This is a genomic window from Rhizobium sp. BK060 (assembly GCF_014193145.1).
Taxonomy (GTDB): Bacteria; Pseudomonadota; Alphaproteobacteria; order Rhizobiales; family Rhizobiaceae; genus Rhizobium.
This window is the reverse complement of the sequence record NZ_JACHYW010000051.1, coordinates 1-16,603: the sequence shown is the minus strand read 5'-3', so window position 1 is coordinate 16,603 and position 16,603 is coordinate 1. Positions and strand designations below refer to the sequence as shown.

The window sequence follows — 16,603 nt, the reverse complement described above, 5'->3', positions numbered from 1 at the left end:
ACGAATGGAACGACTTCCTCGACTGCTTTGTCGACGACGAGGAGCTGGTCGCCCGCTTCAAAGCGAAATCTCCGCGGTAACAATCGGTCGGTTACATTCGTCAATATTCCAAATCCTTGGAAGCGAGTGGAAACTACTGCCGCGATTGGTATCGAGTTTAAGGGATTTGGGAGCTCGTCGGGCAAGAAGAACGTCCGACAGATTTCTGCGTCTGAAGAAGCCTTGTATCTTTTCGAAAACCAGTAACGTTCACTGGCGCCAGCCAGAGATCACTCTTAGGCGCGATTTAAGCCAAAGCAGCGAGCCTTCTAGAAAATCACGCGATTCAATTCAGAAAATAGGCGACGAAACTATATTATGGAAGGGTTGGATCAGATGAGACCGATTGTAGTTTCATTTATTTCGGCGGCTCTCTCGCTTTTCGGCTTTCCTGCTTTCTCGCAGGAGTTAACTTGGAACGGAGAAATTCAAGCGTCGAACTTTGATTGCGGCCCAGATTACAAAGCAATCGTTATTAGTGGCCAAGTTGAAATGTCTGGCTCCGCCGACGGCGAATTGAGCCAATTATCCCCATATATTTCCATTAAGTGCCAAGAAATGCGATTTGAACCCGGTAGCTTGCTACGAATTAACAAAAATGTCGAAATACGATTGTTTGGAAGCGCCAGTGGTCCGATAAATATTGAAAGCGTTACAGACATTGATGGCTGGCCGGGCGGGCGCAATGAGGAGGGTGGTAAGGGTGGAACCGGAGCTTCTATCCGATTGGTCACTGGTTCGCTCTTGAATTCAAGTATCAAAATTAAAGCGCAGGGTGGAAGTGGAGGTCGTGGTGGCTATGACGGCAGTGATGCCAAGAGCGTTATCGGTGGCGGTGGCGGCGATGGGGGAAACGTAGAAATAATTTGCCGGGACGCAACGATTGCGGCGATAACTCCATTTGTGTCCAACGAGGGGGGATTTGCAGGACCCGGCGGAAGACTCTCAAACGGCAGTTATGGTTTAGTGGGGCGACCTGGAAGCAAGGGCAGCGTGAGTATCACTTCGATTGGTATCATTTCCAACGATGCTTGGAATGCTCTAGTGAGATAGTGACGTGCCGAATAGTTGCTTGTCGTGCCATGCCGTCACCTCAGGGTATAGCCTGTTGCATAGGGCGGCACGTTACTTCTTCCAACGTAACATCGGTCTTGACCTCGACCATTTGTGACAGGGTAGCCTAAGGCCTAAAGCTTGAGGTGACACATGACGAAAATTGGATACGCTCGGGTCAGTACCGTCGACCAGGATCTTGAAATTCAGCTGCAGCGCTTAAGAGCTGAGGGCTGCGTGATTGTGCGCGCAGAGAAAATTTCAGGCGCTAGCCGGAACGGTCGAACTGAATTGGCGACCACCATCGAATTCTTGCGTGCCGGAGATGAGTTGGTTGTAACGCGCCTAGATCGCCTAGGCAGGGATACGCGTGATGTGCTTAATATCGTATACGATTGCGAGCAAAGGGGAGCCTTTGTCACTATACTAGACCCTCACGTCTCCACTCGAGGTGAGATGGGTCAAGTCATCTTGACTGTGTTGGGCATGGTTGCTCAGATGGAACGTCGGTTTATCAAAGAGCGCCAGCGTGAAGGGATTTCGCGAGCGAAGGCCGAAGGGGTGTACAAAGGAGGAAAGGCTCGCCTCGATCACTCGCTGATCCGACAGCTCCATAGCGAAGGATTAGGTGCGTCCGCGATCGCAAAAGTTGCCCATTGTTCGCGGATGCATGTCTACCGTATTTTGCAAGTGTCGCCATAAATTTTTTTCACGTGGGACAGTATGAAGGGCGGCGCATAGGCGCAGTTCCAGTTGGCCACACTATCGTGAGCGCTTCCCCCTAAGAACTCTTAGGCGAGAAGCTGAATAGCGCCTCTGTGCAGGCTGCGCGTAACGCTTTGTTCGCCGCTGACAGCTCCACTTTACCCGCGTGACGGTGAAATCGCATCTGGTTGTGCACGACCATGTTTCTCACCTTATAGAGCGCTTTATACCAAGTTATGTCAGCCTCTTGAGGGTCTCCAGCGCTAGCCAAGATTTGTAAACACTCCTGCTTCAAATCCGTGAATTTGCTGCGGCGAACGTTTTTTGACAGATAGTGCTGATCGAGCTTCCCAATGCGCCCCACCTCGTTAGTTATGTCAGACAACCTCTCTTTCAGAGTCCATGTGTCTACTTCCAACTTTGGAAGCTCTTTTATCTCAATTTGGAAAATCCTATCAATACAGTACTCGATCAGTTGGTAGTATATCAGGAAGCTTCCGACACTGTTCTGTTCATTATCGGCCTGGCGGATCAGCTTGCAAAATATCGCGACGTCTTGAATGTCTAATGCTGCGGGGACGCGAAGATTGATGTGTTGGTCTTCGATCGTGACATCGCCCTTCACAAAGTCCAAGCCAAACCTTTCTACCTCGTGTATATTTTGTTCCAGTAACGAAAGATGAAGGCTTTCGAGCGTCAGTCCGGCCTTACGAAGGCCATCGTCGCTGAAGACGAACATTACGTGCTCATCGGAGAAGAGCTCGTCAACAAAAAATTCTCCATTCCTTAGATCGGCAGTCGCTCGAACAAGTGAATACCGATCTATATTATCGAGCGACACAAGCTTTCGAAAGCCTACCTCCGCAAATCTCGAACCCCATCCTTCAGCTATACCTGTACCGGCTCGAAGAGAGGTCAGTGGAAAGGCATAGCCCAATTGTGTTCCTGACGGAGTGGAAACTACCTTTCTTGTGTCTGCCTCCCCGACATCCCCCACGTGGCACAGCATAATGGAGAAATCTTCAACTTTTTGTGGCTTATCTACCTCAATGCCGTGCTTTATCGTGGCCAAATCACCCAGACGGGATTTGATCACGCACCATCCGAGCTCATGTTGGATATTCAGCTCAAAAGACCGAGCCTGGTCGGCTGTTAGCTCAAGAAACGACTGCACCGCCGCCGCCCTCAGAACATCATCTGGTAGGTTTCTTCTGCTGCCAACCAGGATTTAGACAAGTCCAAATAACTGTCGCTGTTGGGATTGAGCAATGCGCGAAACGCAAACTGCGCGTAAGCTCGTTGGGCATCGCCGATTCTCTTCGCTTTCTTTGAAATACGATCCAATATCTCTATCAGTTGATCGAGCGCTATATGCGGCTCACCCGAGAACTTCAGTTGGCTGGCCAACTCGCCGATCGTCGTTATGTTGGGATATTGCTTCTGCTCAATTAACCTCTGGCATTCAGCGCCGAAGCCCGTCATAAACTGAGCTCTGGAAAACAAGGAAGTTGTATTGGTTGCGAACGGACGCTCGACTACACCATTGTCGGCATCTTCCTGATCTTCAGCAGCCTGATAAGACCAGTCACTGTCAAGAGCTTCGATTTCCTTGGATATCGCGTTGAAGGCGACGAGAAGCTGCTTCATGTCATCATTTTCTGGGGTGAACTTGAACTTCTCCAGGAAGTTTAGTTCCTTTAATTCCCCAACCAGTCCTTGTTTCGTGTAAGGCATGGGCGAGCCGGTCGAATAGGCATAAAACATATCGATGACGTCTGCATACTTATACTTCGTGACACCCCTGGCTCGGGCTTCGTCAGCTTCGCGAACGACCTCGATCCCGTTTGGCAGATCTGCGTTATCAATGTAATCGTTGTACAATATCTCGAGCTGATGTCGGAACGACATTGGTGTTTGCCCGGTATTGAGCGTCAGCATACGATAAAGGATGCCTGGCTTGGAGAGGCCAACATACACTTCTATCCGGATCTTGCTCGCGCGTAATGACGCGATTTGTTCAGCCGTAAAGCTCCCGTCGCCCCGATTCAAAATACCATTTATCGTTAGAGTACGCTGAAGGCCGTCAAGGATCAAAAGCTCACCGTCTTTCGCCGCGCGCACAATGTAGGCGTAAATCGCCGCCCACTCGCCGAATGCGTCGCCGTCCGCGATAGCCTGCTTAACAAGCTCGTCCAGCTCACCTCCGTACGCGCTGCTCACAGCGAGGATGATCGGGGGAATGACGCAACCTTGTATCAAGTCATCACGCAGGAGGTCGTAGGTCTTTCCGCCGCTTTTTACCTTCTTGCGCTGGAATGCATTTTTATCCAGGATTAAAGGTGCGAAGCCAAAATACTCGTCAATGGTGAGCACCGCCGCAATATTCAGGCCCATAATTTTTTTATCAATCAGCTTTGAAACAAATTCCATGCTTTGCCCATCGGTAAAGTGATTCTTTATCGCATAAGTCCGGAATATCAGCCAACAGCCAATCGAAACACAAGCTCAATAATCGCCGGTTCGTCACTTCGAGCTTTGACCCTGAACAAATGGTCGACCTCAACGTCGATGTGGCGTGCGGATCGATGTAACAGGCAATACCTGCTCGTTGCTATGTTGATGCCGCCCCCACGCCGCCGAACATTTTATCCTACGAGGGCTGTGCCAACTGTCGAGGCATGTTAAGAGCGCGAAAGTGCACGAGTTGGAGCTGGAGCCGTTGACGGTGGGGTTTATAGCATTCGAGCTTGATTTGATGCGTGCGGTGATGAACCAGATCATCCCTGCGGTTGATGCCATGAGCAGCACTCCACTTACCTTAACGAATGCCCTTGAGTTACCGGAGGCTCAGGGCGTCTACTTGCTACTGCACAATGGCCAGATCAGGTACGTCGGCAAGACTGATGCGGAGGCTGGGTTGCGAACCCGAATGGCGCGACATTCGCGGAAGTTTGAGCAGCGCCTGAATGTTCGTCCGGAAGACGTCTGCTTCAAGGCCGCCCAGATCCTCGTCCTCACCGCCATGGATATCGAGTCGAGAGTAATCGCGCATTACGGGTCGGAATGGAACGGCTCTGGCTTCGGTTCTAATGATCCAGGGCGCGAGCGGGAGACCACAAACAAGCCGGAACAGGGCTTCGATGCTCAATTCCCGATAGACATCGACATCCCATTGGAGATACTGAACCCGGGAACAACAAGCGTTCACGATGCGCTGATCACACTTAAGGATGTCCTGCCGTACACTCTACGCTACGCAGTCCAGCTGCCGGCCGGACGCAACAAAGTCGGTCGCCATGACTATCGGGTCAACCCACACCCGGATATGGTCACTTCACGGCTCACGGTCCCGGCTCGTCCGATGTCTGTGAGGGAAACCATGCAACTGATTGTGGCGGCCCTACCTCAAGGGTGGCAGGCAACCTATTTCGTTAGCCATGTGATCCTCTATAAAGAGAGCCGCACCTATCTGCACGGCGCGCCGATCTAGGCTAGCAACAGCTTGTCGCGGACTCCGGCTGCGAAAACATGTCCGAGTTCGCATCGCACTCCGCACCGCGAAACGTTCAGGGCCGTAAGAACGGCTGCAGGATGCACCACCAAGGCAGACTGGCCCGTTCTCTGTCGCGCTGTCGCCGCTTCTTGTGAGGCTATGGGCGGCGCCCGTTCAAGAAATGAATTCAACTAATCCACTGATCTATCTTGAATTTACTGGTCATGGCACGTTAAAGTTGCTTCGAGAGGAGCTATCTGATTGTCAAAGGTCGTTTCAAATTTCATAGGCGCTTACGCGCGCGAACATGACTATTATCAATCAGCTGCGTCCATTTGCAGTCGTCGATGTGAACAACTGCTGGCGACCCAAGGCATACGGGCCATCGTTAGTCATCGAGCAAAACGGCCGAATAAACTTCAAGCCAAGCTTCTGCAGCGAAACAAGGATAAGAGCTACAAGAATGATGATGAAATACGGGCTGACATTCCTGACCTAGCCGGTGTTCGTATCGCGCTTTATTTCCCTGCTGATCGAGACAAGGTGAATGCCATATTGGGCGAGCACTTTGAAGTCCTGAAGATCAAGAATTTCCCCGAGAAGATGAAACCCCGCAAGGACTCGAAGCGGTTTGATGGATATCACGCCGACCACTATCGTGTGCTAATGCCTGAAACGGCCTTGGAGGACGGCGAGAAGTCATATGCTGCGGCGGCGATCGAAATCCAAGTGGGCTCCGTCCTCATGCATGCCTGGGCGGAGGTGGAGCACGATCTCGTCTATAAACCTGAAAGTGGCATACCTTCCGAGGAGGAGCACGCTATCCTTGATGAATTGAACGGCATGGTCATCGCAGGGGAGATCGCTCTTGAGCGACTTCAAAAGGCGGTTGAGCGGCGGTTGAGCAGCCCGCACGACGCGAAATTCGACAACCACTACGAGCTCGCCGCTTACCTGCACAAATGGATGCGGGGAAGTGTGCCGGATGGCAGCGAGCCTGCGGTTGGCCGTGTCGATATTCTCTGGGAACTTCTAAAAAAGGCGGATTTGAATAGTTCCGAGAAATTGCGGCCCTTGCTTCCCAACGCGGCCGCCGCCGCGAACGGTCCGCCGCTATCGGATCAGATCGCCGACGTGGTTCTTGGGCAAAATCCCGAGCTGTATTCCTACTATGGACCATTGCAGTCCAATCTGACGGCGCCGGAAATATACCCGCAGCAATCGACCCAAGTCGCTTCTCGGGCCGACAAAATTGGCGAGTTCCTCTCGGCGTGGATCACACTCGAAAGAGCGTTTAGAATACTGGGCGCGGACCTTACCCCGACCAAGCGCGGCTATATTGATCCCTTAACGGGCGCGCGATCCCTGGATCTTTCCCCGGGCGCGCTGGACACCATCGCGGGGGTTCGCCGCTTGCGCAACAACCTCGTGCATGGGATAGAAATTCCGCCACGCAAGGCCTTGTTGGAGGCAACCGAAGCCCTTAATTCCGTCTTCACGGAACTGGAGACCCATCCGGAAGAACGTGTCCGCGAAGCCTTCGCGCAGGCCAAGGACCCATCGACACGTCCCTAATGGTTGAAATTGGCTCGAATGGTTGACACCCTTAGCACATCCGCCCGATCGAAGCGAATGTCCCTCATCCGCGCGAAGGACACCAAGCCTGAAATGGCTGTACGTCGTTTGGTTCATTCCCTAGGGTATCGCTACCGGCTACATCGTCGCGATCTTCCAGGTTGTCCCGACCTTGTTTTTTCCATACGATGCAAGGTCATTTTCGTGCATGGTTGCTTCTGGCACCGCCATCCTGATTCGACATGCAAGCTGGCTCGCCTACCAAAGTCCCGGGAGGAGTTCTGGGTGCCCAAATTGGAAAGTAACGCATCTCGGGATCGCAGAAACGAGATGGCCCTCAAGGCCAAGGGCTGGGATGTTTTAGTAATATGGGAATGCGAGACAAAAGATCAGGCTTTGCTCGAAAGAAAAATACAGGCATTTTTTCACGATGAAATCGATTGAACTTTTCGCCGGCGCTGGTGGGCTCGGAATCGGACTACACGACGCGGGTTTTAGACCAGTGAACGTGATCGAGTGGGATTCTTATTGCTGTGATACCATCCGCGAAAACAAGAAGCGGGGGATCGCTGCAGTCAATAAGTGGAAGGTCACGCAAGATGATGTCCGAAAGATTGATTTTAGGCCATACGAGGGGATGATCCGTCTCGTATCGGGTGGTCCGCCGTGCCAGCCATTTTCAATGGGCGGCAAACATGGCGCCTATGATGACGCGCGGGACATGTTTCCCCAAGCCATCCGCGCCGTGCGAGAGACCCAGCCGCAAGCCTTCATTTTCGAGAATGTCAAAGGACTGACGCGGGCGAGTTTTCGTAACTATTTCGAATATGTAAAGCTCCAATTGGAACACCCCGAAATCAAGCTCCGCCGCGACGAGGAGTGGGGAGATCACCTCGCGCGCCTGGAACAACATCACACGAGTGGAAGTAGGAGCGGGTTGAATTACCGAGTGGTCGCTCAGGTTCTAAACGCCGCAAATTATGGCGTGCCGCAGAAGCGGGAGCGCGTGTTCTTCGTGGGTTTCCGAGAAGACCTAGGCGTGAGCTGGCACTTTCCCCTTCAAACTCATTCACGCGAGGCGCTCCTTTGGGATCAAGCGCATGGTGATTATTGGGATCGACATCGGGTCGCGCGGAAGGATAGGGCCGTGCCTAGCCAAACCGTGCCATCGGAGAAGTACACCAACCTGGCGCCTTGGCACACCACCCGTGACGCGCTCGTTGGGCTACCTGATCCAGAATTCGATATCATCGCCAGCGAAAAGCTTTTGAATCATCGTTTTCAGCCCGGAGCGCGCTCATACCCTGGCCATACCGGCAGTGCTCTCGATGAGCCGGCGAAAACATTAAAGGCTGGAGTTCATGGCGTCCCCGGCGGCGAGAACATGCTCGTTCGCCCGGATAGATCAGTTCGCTACTTTACCGTTCGCGAAAGCGCGCGTCTTCAAACTTTCCCTGAAGACTTCCTGTTCCATGGATCATGGACGGAAACGATGCGGCAGCTTGGAAACGCTGTTCCCGTTGAACTAGCGCGCATCGTTGGCGAGGGCGTCGCCAGTCATTTGCCTAGGAAAGCTGCGTGAGCGACCATCCCTAAAATCCACATGATAAGGCCATCTAGCCAGGAACATTGAGCTCGAGCTGTTAGGACTGCTCACCGATCCCGATGTTGCCGCACGCAATATTAAGGACGCTGGCATATACGTTATCTACCACTTGGGAAATTTCCCCAACTATGCGGCGATCGCTGCGGGGAAAACGGCGCATTCTCACGGCCGATATATATGGGACGACCATACCCAAGGGCGGACGCAACGGTGGACTGAGCGCGGACGCTTGCAACGGCCGAGCGCTAGCTGATCGGCTTGCTCAACACGCCGCCTCCATCGAGCAGGCAAACAATCTACGCAAGGATTTTCTTGTCCGCTCCTGGTCGTTGACGACATTTGGATTCCGCTCGGCGAGAACATACGGATTGTGACATTCAAGCCCCTATCGAATCGAGCGATCGATGGCTTTGGAAGTTGGGAAATAGGGAATCCCGGCAGGAGACGCGCGACCGAGTATCGCTCGCCGTGGGACGTTCGCCATCCTGGTCGCGCCTTCGCACGAAATTGGCGGAAATCCCTGACGACGCTGTCCTATACAACGAGTATCTGACTATCTAGCAGGCAAGCTGCTGGAAAAACTGCCCAAAGCAATTGAAGAGCGACAGGCCGAGCAAGAGGCCGAGCCTCAGCAAGGCGCGGACGAAATTTGATCTCCTGTCAGCCAAGCCAAACTATTCTCTCGATACCTAGTTTAGATGCCGCCGCTTCTACGACGCGACGGTCGTCATCCATCGAGAATTTGGAGCCAGCGTGTGTCAGGACCGCCCCATACGGGGTACCGCGCTCGAAGGCCCGTTCGTGAAGAGCCATTAGTGTCGCTTTCCATTCGCTTGCCTTGCTCCATGCGATCTGGCGGTCGTCATCGAGCAACCGTCCATGCGGCTTGATGTAGCTAGAGAGTGGCTTTGTGTCCGCCCCGATACCCAAAACGCGAAAGGCCAAGTCGTGGTTGGCCGACGTTTCCCGCGTATATGGTTTTAGAAGAGTGTCCTTGATGTAAACGCGGACCTGGCGAGGGTCCATATATTGGCTAAGGCGACCGCCGACGTCCTTGGTCTCCGTCCAAATACCGTAGTAGCGTGACTTGTCGAAGGCCGATAACGAGGGCCAATTAAGCCGGTCCGCCTCCGACCAAAGCATCTCCTTGATCTCTCGCCTAACCGTATCTGGGAGACTCATGCGACACCTCCGGGTTGGGGCATGCTAGGGAAATCAAACTTGGGCAATTCAAGCTGAGCGTCTCCCTCGCGCAGCATTAAATCCGCCTGATCCTTAAGCCATTCGAACATGAAGCTGCCAGCGGAGGCATCCCTGAAGTTGATCAAGTGGTGGCCAAGTGGCAATCGTTCCAGCGGCCCAGAAGCGGCTTTCTCAAGTTCGACCACCTCCGCTACGCGGCGGAGGTCCGTCACGAAGTCCAACACGATGACCTTGTCCTTCCCGGGACTCATACGAAGGCCACGCCCCAATTGCTGGACGAATATTCGTCGGCTGTGCGTCGCGCGCATGAACACGATCAAATCTACGTCAGGAACGTCCACGCCTTCGTTGAAGAGATCGACGCTGGTCAGCAGGTCGATGTCCCCGCGCCGAAACATGGCCATGAGCTTGTCACGTTCTCGCGCGTCTTGCCTGGAAGAAATCGCTTCGGCTCGAAGACTGAAGCCTCGCAGGGAGCCCGCGAAGCTCTCCGCGTGATCGACGGTGGGTGAGAACACGATTCCGCCCCGCCGTTGCTCGCTTCTAAAAACCTCCGCTATCTGCCGAGCGGCTTCCTCGTCTCGCGTCGGCATTATGAGCTTCTTATTCAACTGATTCAGCGAATAGCTGTGAACCGACCTATCTTGCACGAACTTCCAATCAATATTGTCGGCCAAGAGACGATAGTCCACCTCACTAAGATATTTGTTCTTGAGGCCATCGGAAATGCCAAGGCGGACCAAGGGCTTGCCGAGGATCTCGTCAATGTCGAACCCATCACCGCGCCATGGCGTGGCCGTCACTCCTCCCACCATCGGCGGCCCCAGCCCTTCTATTGCTCGCCTGAATGTCGTGGACCCTATGTGATGTGCCTCATCTACCAACACCAGCCCAAAACTGGGGAGGTCATCGATCCGCCCGATGACACTTTGGACCGTCGCGAAGGTGATACCGTCGTAAAATGAGGGCGTTTCGTCTCCGGAAAGCAAGTGGGTTGGAACCCACTTTGGCAGCTGGTACCAAAAGCCAAACTGGAGTTGCCGGACTAGTTCACGCTTGTCCGCGAGGACGAGGACACGATTGTCACGAATTAGCCCGTCCCTGAAAAGGTCGCTCACGACCTCGGCCATCACCACCGTCTTGCCCATGCCAGTCGCCAGGACGATTTGCGCGCGCCCTGTATCGGTTAATCCTTCCCTGAAGCGTGCGACCGCGTCTTGCTGGTATTCTCGAAGGTCCCGCCGCGACCTCGCGTATTCGGGCACGCGCGCCGCCATGACGGCAAGCTTCGCCGGGTCTAGAAGTTCCACGTTGATTCCGATACGGCGATATCGATCAATCTCCGCCTGTAATCCTCCACCGACTGCCCTCGAAGTCGCCACGACCATTCGGTCCGCGCCGTAGAAGGTACTCGCCTCGACAGCCTCCTGCACGGCGTACTTGTTGGCGGGCGCTGTGGTTGTGTGCTTGCACTGAACTACCCAGATTTCACCATTCTTGACACCGACGATATCGGCGCCCTTGTCTCCGGTGCCACCAACCACGCGCACATCATCGAAGCCCGCATAGATAAGCAGTCTCGCCACATCTCGTTCAAATGCCTGCCATGGCCCCCGAAGAAGGCGTCGATCATCAAGAAAGGGTATCATTGAAATGGCTCGACATCGGGCCTAAGTAGCTGCAACGACATAACAGCGCGGATGATCTCATCCTTGGAAGCCGATCCCAAGTCACTCAAATCTTGCTTGGAAAGCCATATGGCGTCGCTCACCAGGCTTACATACTTAGATAGAACGCTACGTCTCGCGTCTTCCGTGATCTCCGCGTCGCCATAGTCGAGGTCGGTGTAAGGCTCGTCCCAGATCTTCCCGTCAAAGCAAAGTTCGGGACGTCGGATGACCAACGTTTTAATGATGTCGGCGGGAGCGGACTGCAGGAAGCTCCCGTCAATTGTTGCCTCCGCGGGCTTGATCTTTTTCCCGGCAAGCGCTCGCATCACAGTCGTTTGCTCTTGCACCGACAAATCATTGAAGAGTGACGCGCGTTCTTCTGGCGGACAAGAGTTCACCAACGCTCGCGCGACATCCACCAGGATCGCCGACGCGTCTGCGGGAAGTGCCTTGAAGTCGAGAGCATTTTCTTCGCCGTACGCCGAACGGAATTCGCTAAGTATCAGGGCGATGTCCGGGGTGTGTCTCGAACTACGAGTTTGATCTGCCGTCATATAGGCGAGATGCGTGAGCATCCCATCACGGGGCGTCATCGTGATCGATTGAAAAATCGGATGTAGAGGATTGTACAGATAATGATACGTCTTGGTAGGGATGTCCCCCAGCACGATCGTCCATGGAACGCCGCTCGGTAGCTCTGGGTCGTTGGACGCGACTTCAAACCCGATGACATTCCACACCAATCCAGATGACTGATGGTGATACTTGCGCGTTAGGTTGGGGGCGTCCCGACGTTGTGGTAACGCGGGAGTGGGCGCGGCGGGAGGCGTCGGCGCGGGAGGTTGGCCAGCTGGCGACGGATTGTCGTCAACGAGGCCAGGTGGCAGTCCGTCATCTCCGCCTGCTGGAGGTGTTGGCTGGCCACCTGGTTGACCAGGTTGGCCTGGTTGACCGTATAGCAGCTCACGATCCGCCGCCTCCACCAGCTCCCACCACTTGGTGTCGTCCTGGTATTCTGGGTGGCCGTCATGAAAATAACTCGCCATCTCCATGGCGAGGTTATTGTCCTTCACTATGAGGATGCGCGCGTAGGCGCCAGCTGTCTTGGAATGAGGACTTGTACGGCGGAAAGCCCTAAATAGCGCAAACAACGGTGACTCGTTCGGCGAAAAGCTTAGCTCCTTGGCCTTCTCCGGGCGCAATGGACCCTCACCACGAAGAAGTTGCACCATCTCGTTCCATGTGGGATCGGCGCGATCGAAACGGTCCTTAGCGTAGCTGACGCGGCAGTGATCGATATGAATCTCGCCCACGATACGTCCGCGATTTCGAGGATCGTCGATCGGGTATTCTCGCTCTTCGCTCTCTTCTCCATCATTCCATGAGAAGAGGTCCTTGTTGGAAATCTCGATCTTCCGACCGTTCCTAATAAAATCAATGCCGTAGTCCGACTGATCGAGATAGCGTTGAATACCAAGCCATCCCTTTATGCGGCGTTGGCGCTTCACCACCGAGCCCTGGGTAGCGCATAGCGGGCAAGGTTCGGATTCAGAAGCTTCGGGTACCCATGTTAGGCAGTTTGTGCAGTAAAATCGGCCTGGCAGCGCGTGATTGATTGGGATCACCGCGCTGGTGCTGGTACCACCAACGCCAGGAACCACGCGATCCTCATTCCAAACACAATGACGCCGCGCTTCGAGGCGCTTGTTGTTGATGTAAAGCTCGAAGCTGATGGGGACGCCATTCGGTCGCAGCATCGCCGAATAGGCTTGCGCTAGTCGTTTTCTCAACGCGGTCTGGTTTGCGGTTTTCCACAACCATTTGCGTTGCTCGGGCTTGAGCTTCTTGATGGTCACTTCAGTGCCATGTTGCTCTGGATCGGCCTTGGGCCGGGTGAGCTTGGGCGTGCGAAAATGACGCTGACGCCGCAATTCATCGAAATCGATCGTAAGCCCGTGCCATTCGAGCTCGCCCTTACGGGTTGTCCAAACCTCGGTGACTGACCCAAGGCGAGCGGTCGCTATATTAAAACCCATGCCGAACAACCCAAGGCTGTCGATCGGATTGTTTCCAGACCAGCCCGCGCGTACGGCCTGCTCCAAAACATCAACCGACATTCCGGAACCATTGTCTTGAATGCGAACCGTGGCTCCTTCCTTGTCGGCGGTGGGCAAGATCACGTCTACTCGTGCATTCGGAACTGGCGTGTCCTCACGACTTTGCTTGAGAAAGCCATCAACGGAGTTGTCTACTAGCTCGGCGATGCAGCGCCACTGATCAAGATTGATTTCGCCCAACATAGGTAGGACACGGGGACTTGGTTCAAGATTGAACTCACCATCAGTCATGTAGTCGCTTCCTCGCAGGCAGCTATGTTTGGATTATCTAATTTTTATCAATGTGTTACTCGTAAAGATAGTGACAAACCTTTCCAAATGCCAGTACATATGCGCCCTCAAAGGAAGAACCATGGCGTTTCAAACAGCTTATGCTCAGGCCATACCTGAACTGGACGACTATCTCGATCGCCTTCGTCCCTTCGTCGACGATACGATCGAGAAGCTTGGAAGCGCAAGTTTCCGGGAAGACCCAATCGCTGGCCGCAAGTACTCACGCGCGACCTCGATCATCAGCTCGGCATATAAACGGCATGGCGCGGTCCTCGATAGGGCTCTTCTAGAACGCCTTAAGGATTGCGCGCGCCTGCGCGTCTGGACGGAAGACGACTTTAAGCTTTCTCATGAATCGCTTCACCGAGTGCGTGTTAGCGAACGCATCGAACCTCTCCTTGTAACGGACCTTCCTTACGGAGACCGGGAAAGATCCATCCGTATCGACATTGTTGTGTTTGACGAAAAACGCGGTTCCCTTACCTCATACAATGTTAAAAGAGGTAATGGTTCCTACGATGGTGGAAAGCGCCGCCTGATACAGGAAGATCTCGTTAGAACACACATGCTCCTGTCTGGTTATGGCAAGTTCTGCGGCGTGAGTCCCGTGTATAGCCATGCTCATATCCTGTTCTACTATGGCCTCCTGTCGATCCCGGCGCCGTTGGCTATTTCTGGAAAGGACCTTGACGAGCACTTCAACTTTCCTGTCACGGGAGCTATCGAGCGGGTGAATTCCTACTTCGTGGAGCGATTGCACGCGTTGATCGAGAATGGGGCCTAATCAGCGCGTTTCTACCAGAGTATATTTCGCTAATGTTTCCTCTTCGCCGGCTGATGCCCGCAATCACCATTCTGTGCTTCGATGCTAAATGAGTTGCCGATATGATCGGCGAAGTAGGTACGCTAGGAGCATGAGGATTATCGGATGCCGCGCGCAAAGAAGAGCCGATCATTTAAACTGCCTGAGGTCAGGCTCGGTAACTGGCGAGGGGAAATTGTCGGGGGATGTACAGTAAGCTTCGGACAAATCGTACAGGATGGGCCGCCGCGGCAGTCCGTTGAGCTCACCTACATGATCGTACCGGCAGCACTCACGATGCCGGAGCCACACTTCACTTGGCCCGGCATCATAATGATCATGACACCCACACCGATGAAGACCGAATTTCCGGATGCGGGCTCACTTTTCAAGAGTCGCGAGCTACCGTCTCTTAGCCTGTCTCTCGAAGTCACGCGCGACCAGTTTTCGGACATGCTGAGAATGATGGAGGCACGTCACTTGAAGGACTTCCACTTCACCGTGGAGGATGGATCCGACGATTCATGGCCAATTCATAGCTGGGGTATGGCAGCGGCATTTGCTTAATCATGCGTCGCAGCGCGCAGGTGTGACTTTCGCCGCCGTTCGAATGATGATCTTTCGCAGCCAAGCTGGAAAAGGTAATTTAGAATCTTGATGAGTAAGTCCTCATCAAAAAATGCCGGAAGCATCGTGGTTGACGATTTTACAATCGGCCGACCCTTGGGAGGTATAGGCACCTTTCCGGCTGCCTAGATGCTGGCCACGGTCCTTTCTTCGAAGCTGTCCAGCCAATCGGCACCACTCCTACGAAACGTGTTGCTGGTAAGGCATCCAGAAAGTCGGCGGTCGGCTTTGCCGTCATCGGTGTGAGGACGCTCGAGCTGCCCCTCCAGGTTTCGGCGAACGCTTTCGCGGTCAATTCGGATGATGTCTCCTTTCGATTTACGTCCGCATTGTGCGCGGGCTGCAAAATCTCGTCCAATCTAACGGAGCTTTACGATGAGTGGTGGTCAGTCAGTGGCTGAGTTCGCAAGCGAGCGCCATCTCTTGGCATGCAGCAGGAAAGACTTGCCGTAACTCGTCAATTCGAATTCGACATAAGAGGATGAATTCCTTCTGCCGGCAGCGGATACAAGATCGTGTTTTACAAACTCGAACGCCAGAAGCTCGACTTCATCAGCATTCATCTCAAAGCTCACCTTTTTACTTAGTTCCTGCTCAATATCGGCTGCATTTGTTTGCCCAGAAAGAACATCTGACAGGTCAATGAAGGTGTCGAGCAAGCTATATTGAAGTTCTTTTTCCGAACTGAACCCAAAAAAGCCGGCGAGATCTATGCTGTTCAACTCTTCCATTCGGAGTAGAGTTTCACCTGATACCGCTGAAGATGTCTTCTCTGCGGTCAGTTGCTCGACAACCGATTGTAACCTGCGTCTTTCTTCGGACAGGCTGGCTAACTCATCCATCACGTTTTTGCTCGGCAAGGTATCGGCGCGCACCCATCCCGATCGCGGCTTTTGACGCATCAGTTCGTTCAGAGCCAAAGCGACCCGTCCGCCTAGTTCGTCGCTGTTCTTCCAGAATTTGACGAGCTTTTGCTGGCAAAGTTCGCGGAAGCTCTCGACCTTGGCCCTCTTTTCAAACTCAACCTTATCCGATGGCCACGATTTCCGTGCACTAGGGTCCAAAAGAAAAGCAGCCACTGGGACACCGTTTGCGACAGCATACTCATATTCCATCTGAGTGTAGCTCTTGCCGTCCTGTTCGGAGCCGTAGCGCTCGCCGACGATGACGATATAATAATCGCTCTCGTCAATCCGCCGCTTTATGTAATCCCACTGCGTGTCGTCGCTGGCCTGGAAGGCCTCCATTCCCACAGGGATGTGGCCGAGATTCAGAATGGCTTCGATGGCCGACCGACGCTCCTCTTGGAGGTCAACAAAGGTGGAACTTACAAACACCTGATATTTGTGAGCGCGACGAACAGCCCACCTTTTCTTTTGTGATGGGGGCCGTGAGATAAGCTCCTTCATCGATAGGAGCGGAACGGAATGGTTGGAGATC

At 53.7% G+C, this 16,603-nt stretch carries 14 protein-coding genes; 8 read left to right on the top strand and 6 right to left on the bottom strand.

The window, feature by feature from the left end:
- Positions 1–375: 375 nt before the first annotated feature.
- Both FHT71_RS30820 and FHT71_RS30815 read left to right on the top strand, forming a co-directional pair.
- A complete protein-coding gene (locus FHT71_RS30820; RefSeq protein WP_183723234.1) occupies positions 376–1,092 on the top strand; it encodes a hypothetical protein in 717 nt (238 codons plus the stop codon).
- A gap of 153 nt (positions 1,093–1,245) precedes the next feature.
- A complete protein-coding gene (locus tag FHT71_RS30815) occupies positions 1,246–1,794 on the top strand; it encodes a recombinase family protein (RefSeq protein ID WP_183723232.1) in 549 nt (182 codons plus the stop codon).
- Between the two features lie 79 nt (positions 1,795–1,873).
- Here FHT71_RS30815 and FHT71_RS30810 read toward each other — a convergent pair whose 3' ends face one another.
- Together FHT71_RS30810 and FHT71_RS30805 are read right to left on the bottom strand one after the other, a co-directional pair.
- Entirely contained in the window at positions 1,874–2,893 is a 1,020-nt protein-coding gene (locus tag FHT71_RS30810; RefSeq protein WP_183723230.1) for a hypothetical protein, read from the bottom strand.
- An 89-nt stretch (positions 2,894–2,982) separates the two neighbouring features.
- On the bottom strand, positions 2,983–4,227 hold the full coding sequence (locus FHT71_RS30805) for a hypothetical protein (protein WP_183723228.1): 1,245 nt from the start codon (positions 4,225–4,227) through the stop codon (positions 2,983–2,985).
- Positions 4,228–4,492: 265 nt separating this feature from the next.
- Here FHT71_RS30805 and FHT71_RS30800 point away from each other — a divergent pair, with 265 nt between their 5' ends.
- From FHT71_RS30800 to FHT71_RS30785, 4 genes are all read left to right on the top strand, one after another.
- Positions 4,493–5,287 (top strand): GIY-YIG nuclease family protein, encoded by a 795-nt coding sequence (locus tag FHT71_RS30800; protein ID WP_183723226.1) that lies wholly within the window; start codon positions 4,493–4,495, stop codon positions 5,285–5,287.
- Between the two features lie 264 nt (positions 5,288–5,551).
- Positions 5,552–6,865 carry a RelA/SpoT domain-containing protein gene (locus tag FHT71_RS32220; RefSeq protein WP_183723224.1) on the top strand — a complete coding sequence of 438 codons (1,314 nt, stop codon included), beginning with the start codon at positions 5,552–5,554 and terminating at the stop codon, positions 6,863–6,865.
- Positions 6,866–6,883: 18 nt separating this feature from the next.
- Positions 6,884–7,309 (top strand): DNA mismatch endonuclease Vsr, encoded by a 426-nt coding sequence (vsr, locus tag FHT71_RS30790; protein WP_183723222.1) that lies wholly within the window; start codon positions 6,884–6,886, stop codon positions 7,307–7,309.
- Positions 7,296–8,447, top strand: a complete 1,152-nt coding sequence (locus FHT71_RS30785) for a DNA cytosine methyltransferase (protein WP_183723220.1) — start codon at positions 7,296–7,298, stop codon at positions 8,445–8,447. The genes vsr and FHT71_RS30785 overlap by 14 nt, the downstream gene beginning before the upstream one ends.
- 684 nt (positions 8,448–9,131) lie before the next feature.
- On the opposite strand, the gene FHT71_RS30770 is transcribed toward FHT71_RS30785, so the two are convergent.
- The 3 genes from FHT71_RS30770 to FHT71_RS30760 are packed head-to-tail and all read right to left on the bottom strand — an operon-like array spanning position 9,132 to position 13,692.
- Positions 9,132–9,653 (bottom strand): hypothetical protein, encoded by a 522-nt coding sequence (locus FHT71_RS30770; RefSeq protein ID WP_183723216.1) that lies wholly within the window; start codon positions 9,651–9,653, stop codon positions 9,132–9,134.
- Positions 9,650–11,323, bottom strand: coding sequence for a DEAD/DEAH box helicase family protein (locus tag FHT71_RS30765; protein ID WP_183723214.1), 1,674 nt, complete (start codon positions 11,321–11,323; stop codon positions 9,650–9,652). Before FHT71_RS30765 ends, FHT71_RS30770 begins: the two co-directional genes overlap by 4 nt.
- Positions 11,320–13,692 carry an ATP-binding protein gene (locus FHT71_RS30760; RefSeq protein WP_183723212.1) on the bottom strand — a complete coding sequence of 791 codons (2,373 nt, stop codon included), beginning with the start codon at positions 13,690–13,692 and terminating at the stop codon, positions 11,320–11,322. The genes FHT71_RS30765 and FHT71_RS30760 overlap by 4 nt, the downstream gene beginning before the upstream one ends.
- Before the next feature lie 121 nt (positions 13,693–13,813).
- On the opposite strand from FHT71_RS30760, the gene FHT71_RS30755 reads away from it, so the two are divergent.
- Together FHT71_RS30755 and FHT71_RS30750 are read left to right on the top strand one after the other, a co-directional pair.
- Positions 13,814–14,518: a hypothetical protein gene (locus tag FHT71_RS30755; RefSeq protein ID WP_183723210.1), complete on the top strand. Its 705-nt coding sequence runs from the start codon at positions 13,814–13,816 to the stop codon at positions 14,516–14,518.
- A 144-nt stretch (positions 14,519–14,662) separates the two neighbouring features.
- Positions 14,663–15,103, top strand: a complete 441-nt coding sequence (locus FHT71_RS30750) for a hypothetical protein (protein WP_183723208.1) — start codon at positions 14,663–14,665, stop codon at positions 15,101–15,103.
- 446 nt (positions 15,104–15,549) lie between these two features.
- On the opposite strand, the gene FHT71_RS30745 is transcribed toward FHT71_RS30750, so the two are convergent.
- A partial coding sequence (locus FHT71_RS30745; protein WP_210294362.1) for a DUF4062 domain-containing protein occupies positions 15,550–16,603 on the bottom strand: 1,054 nt, incomplete at its 5' end.

What these genes read in the sequence shown, in the direction of transcription:
- FHT71_RS30820 (WP_183723234.1), top strand. Translation starts at nt 376, where the DNA reads ATGAGACCGATTGTAGTTTCATTTATTTCGGCGGCTCTCTCGCTTTTC.
- FHT71_RS30815 (WP_183723232.1), top strand. Translation starts at nt 1,246, where the DNA reads ATGACGAAAATTGGATACGCTCGGGTCAGTACCGTCGACCAGGATCTT.
- FHT71_RS30805 (WP_183723228.1), bottom strand. Translation starts at nt 4,227, where the DNA reads ATGGAATTTGTTTCAAAGCTGATTGATAAAAAAATTATGGGCCTGAAT.
- vsr (WP_183723222.1), top strand. Translation starts at nt 6,884, where the DNA reads ATGGTTGACACCCTTAGCACATCCGCCCGATCGAAGCGAATGTCCCTC.
- FHT71_RS30785 (WP_183723220.1), top strand. Translation starts at nt 7,296, where the DNA reads ATGAAATCGATTGAACTTTTCGCCGGCGCTGGTGGGCTCGGAATCGGA.
- FHT71_RS30770 (WP_183723216.1), bottom strand. Translation starts at nt 9,653, where the DNA reads ATGAGTCTCCCAGATACGGTTAGGCGAGAGATCAAGGAGATGCTTTGG.
- FHT71_RS30765 (WP_183723214.1), bottom strand. Translation starts at nt 11,323, where the DNA reads ATGATACCCTTTCTTGATGATCGACGCCTTCTTCGGGGGCCATGGCAG.
- FHT71_RS30760 (WP_183723212.1), bottom strand. Translation starts at nt 13,692, where the DNA reads ATGACTGATGGTGAGTTCAATCTTGAACCAAGTCCCCGTGTCCTACCT.
- FHT71_RS30755 (WP_183723210.1), top strand. Translation starts at nt 13,814, where the DNA reads ATGGCGTTTCAAACAGCTTATGCTCAGGCCATACCTGAACTGGACGAC.
- FHT71_RS30750 (WP_183723208.1), top strand. Translation starts at nt 14,663, where the DNA reads ATGCCGCGCGCAAAGAAGAGCCGATCATTTAAACTGCCTGAGGTCAGG.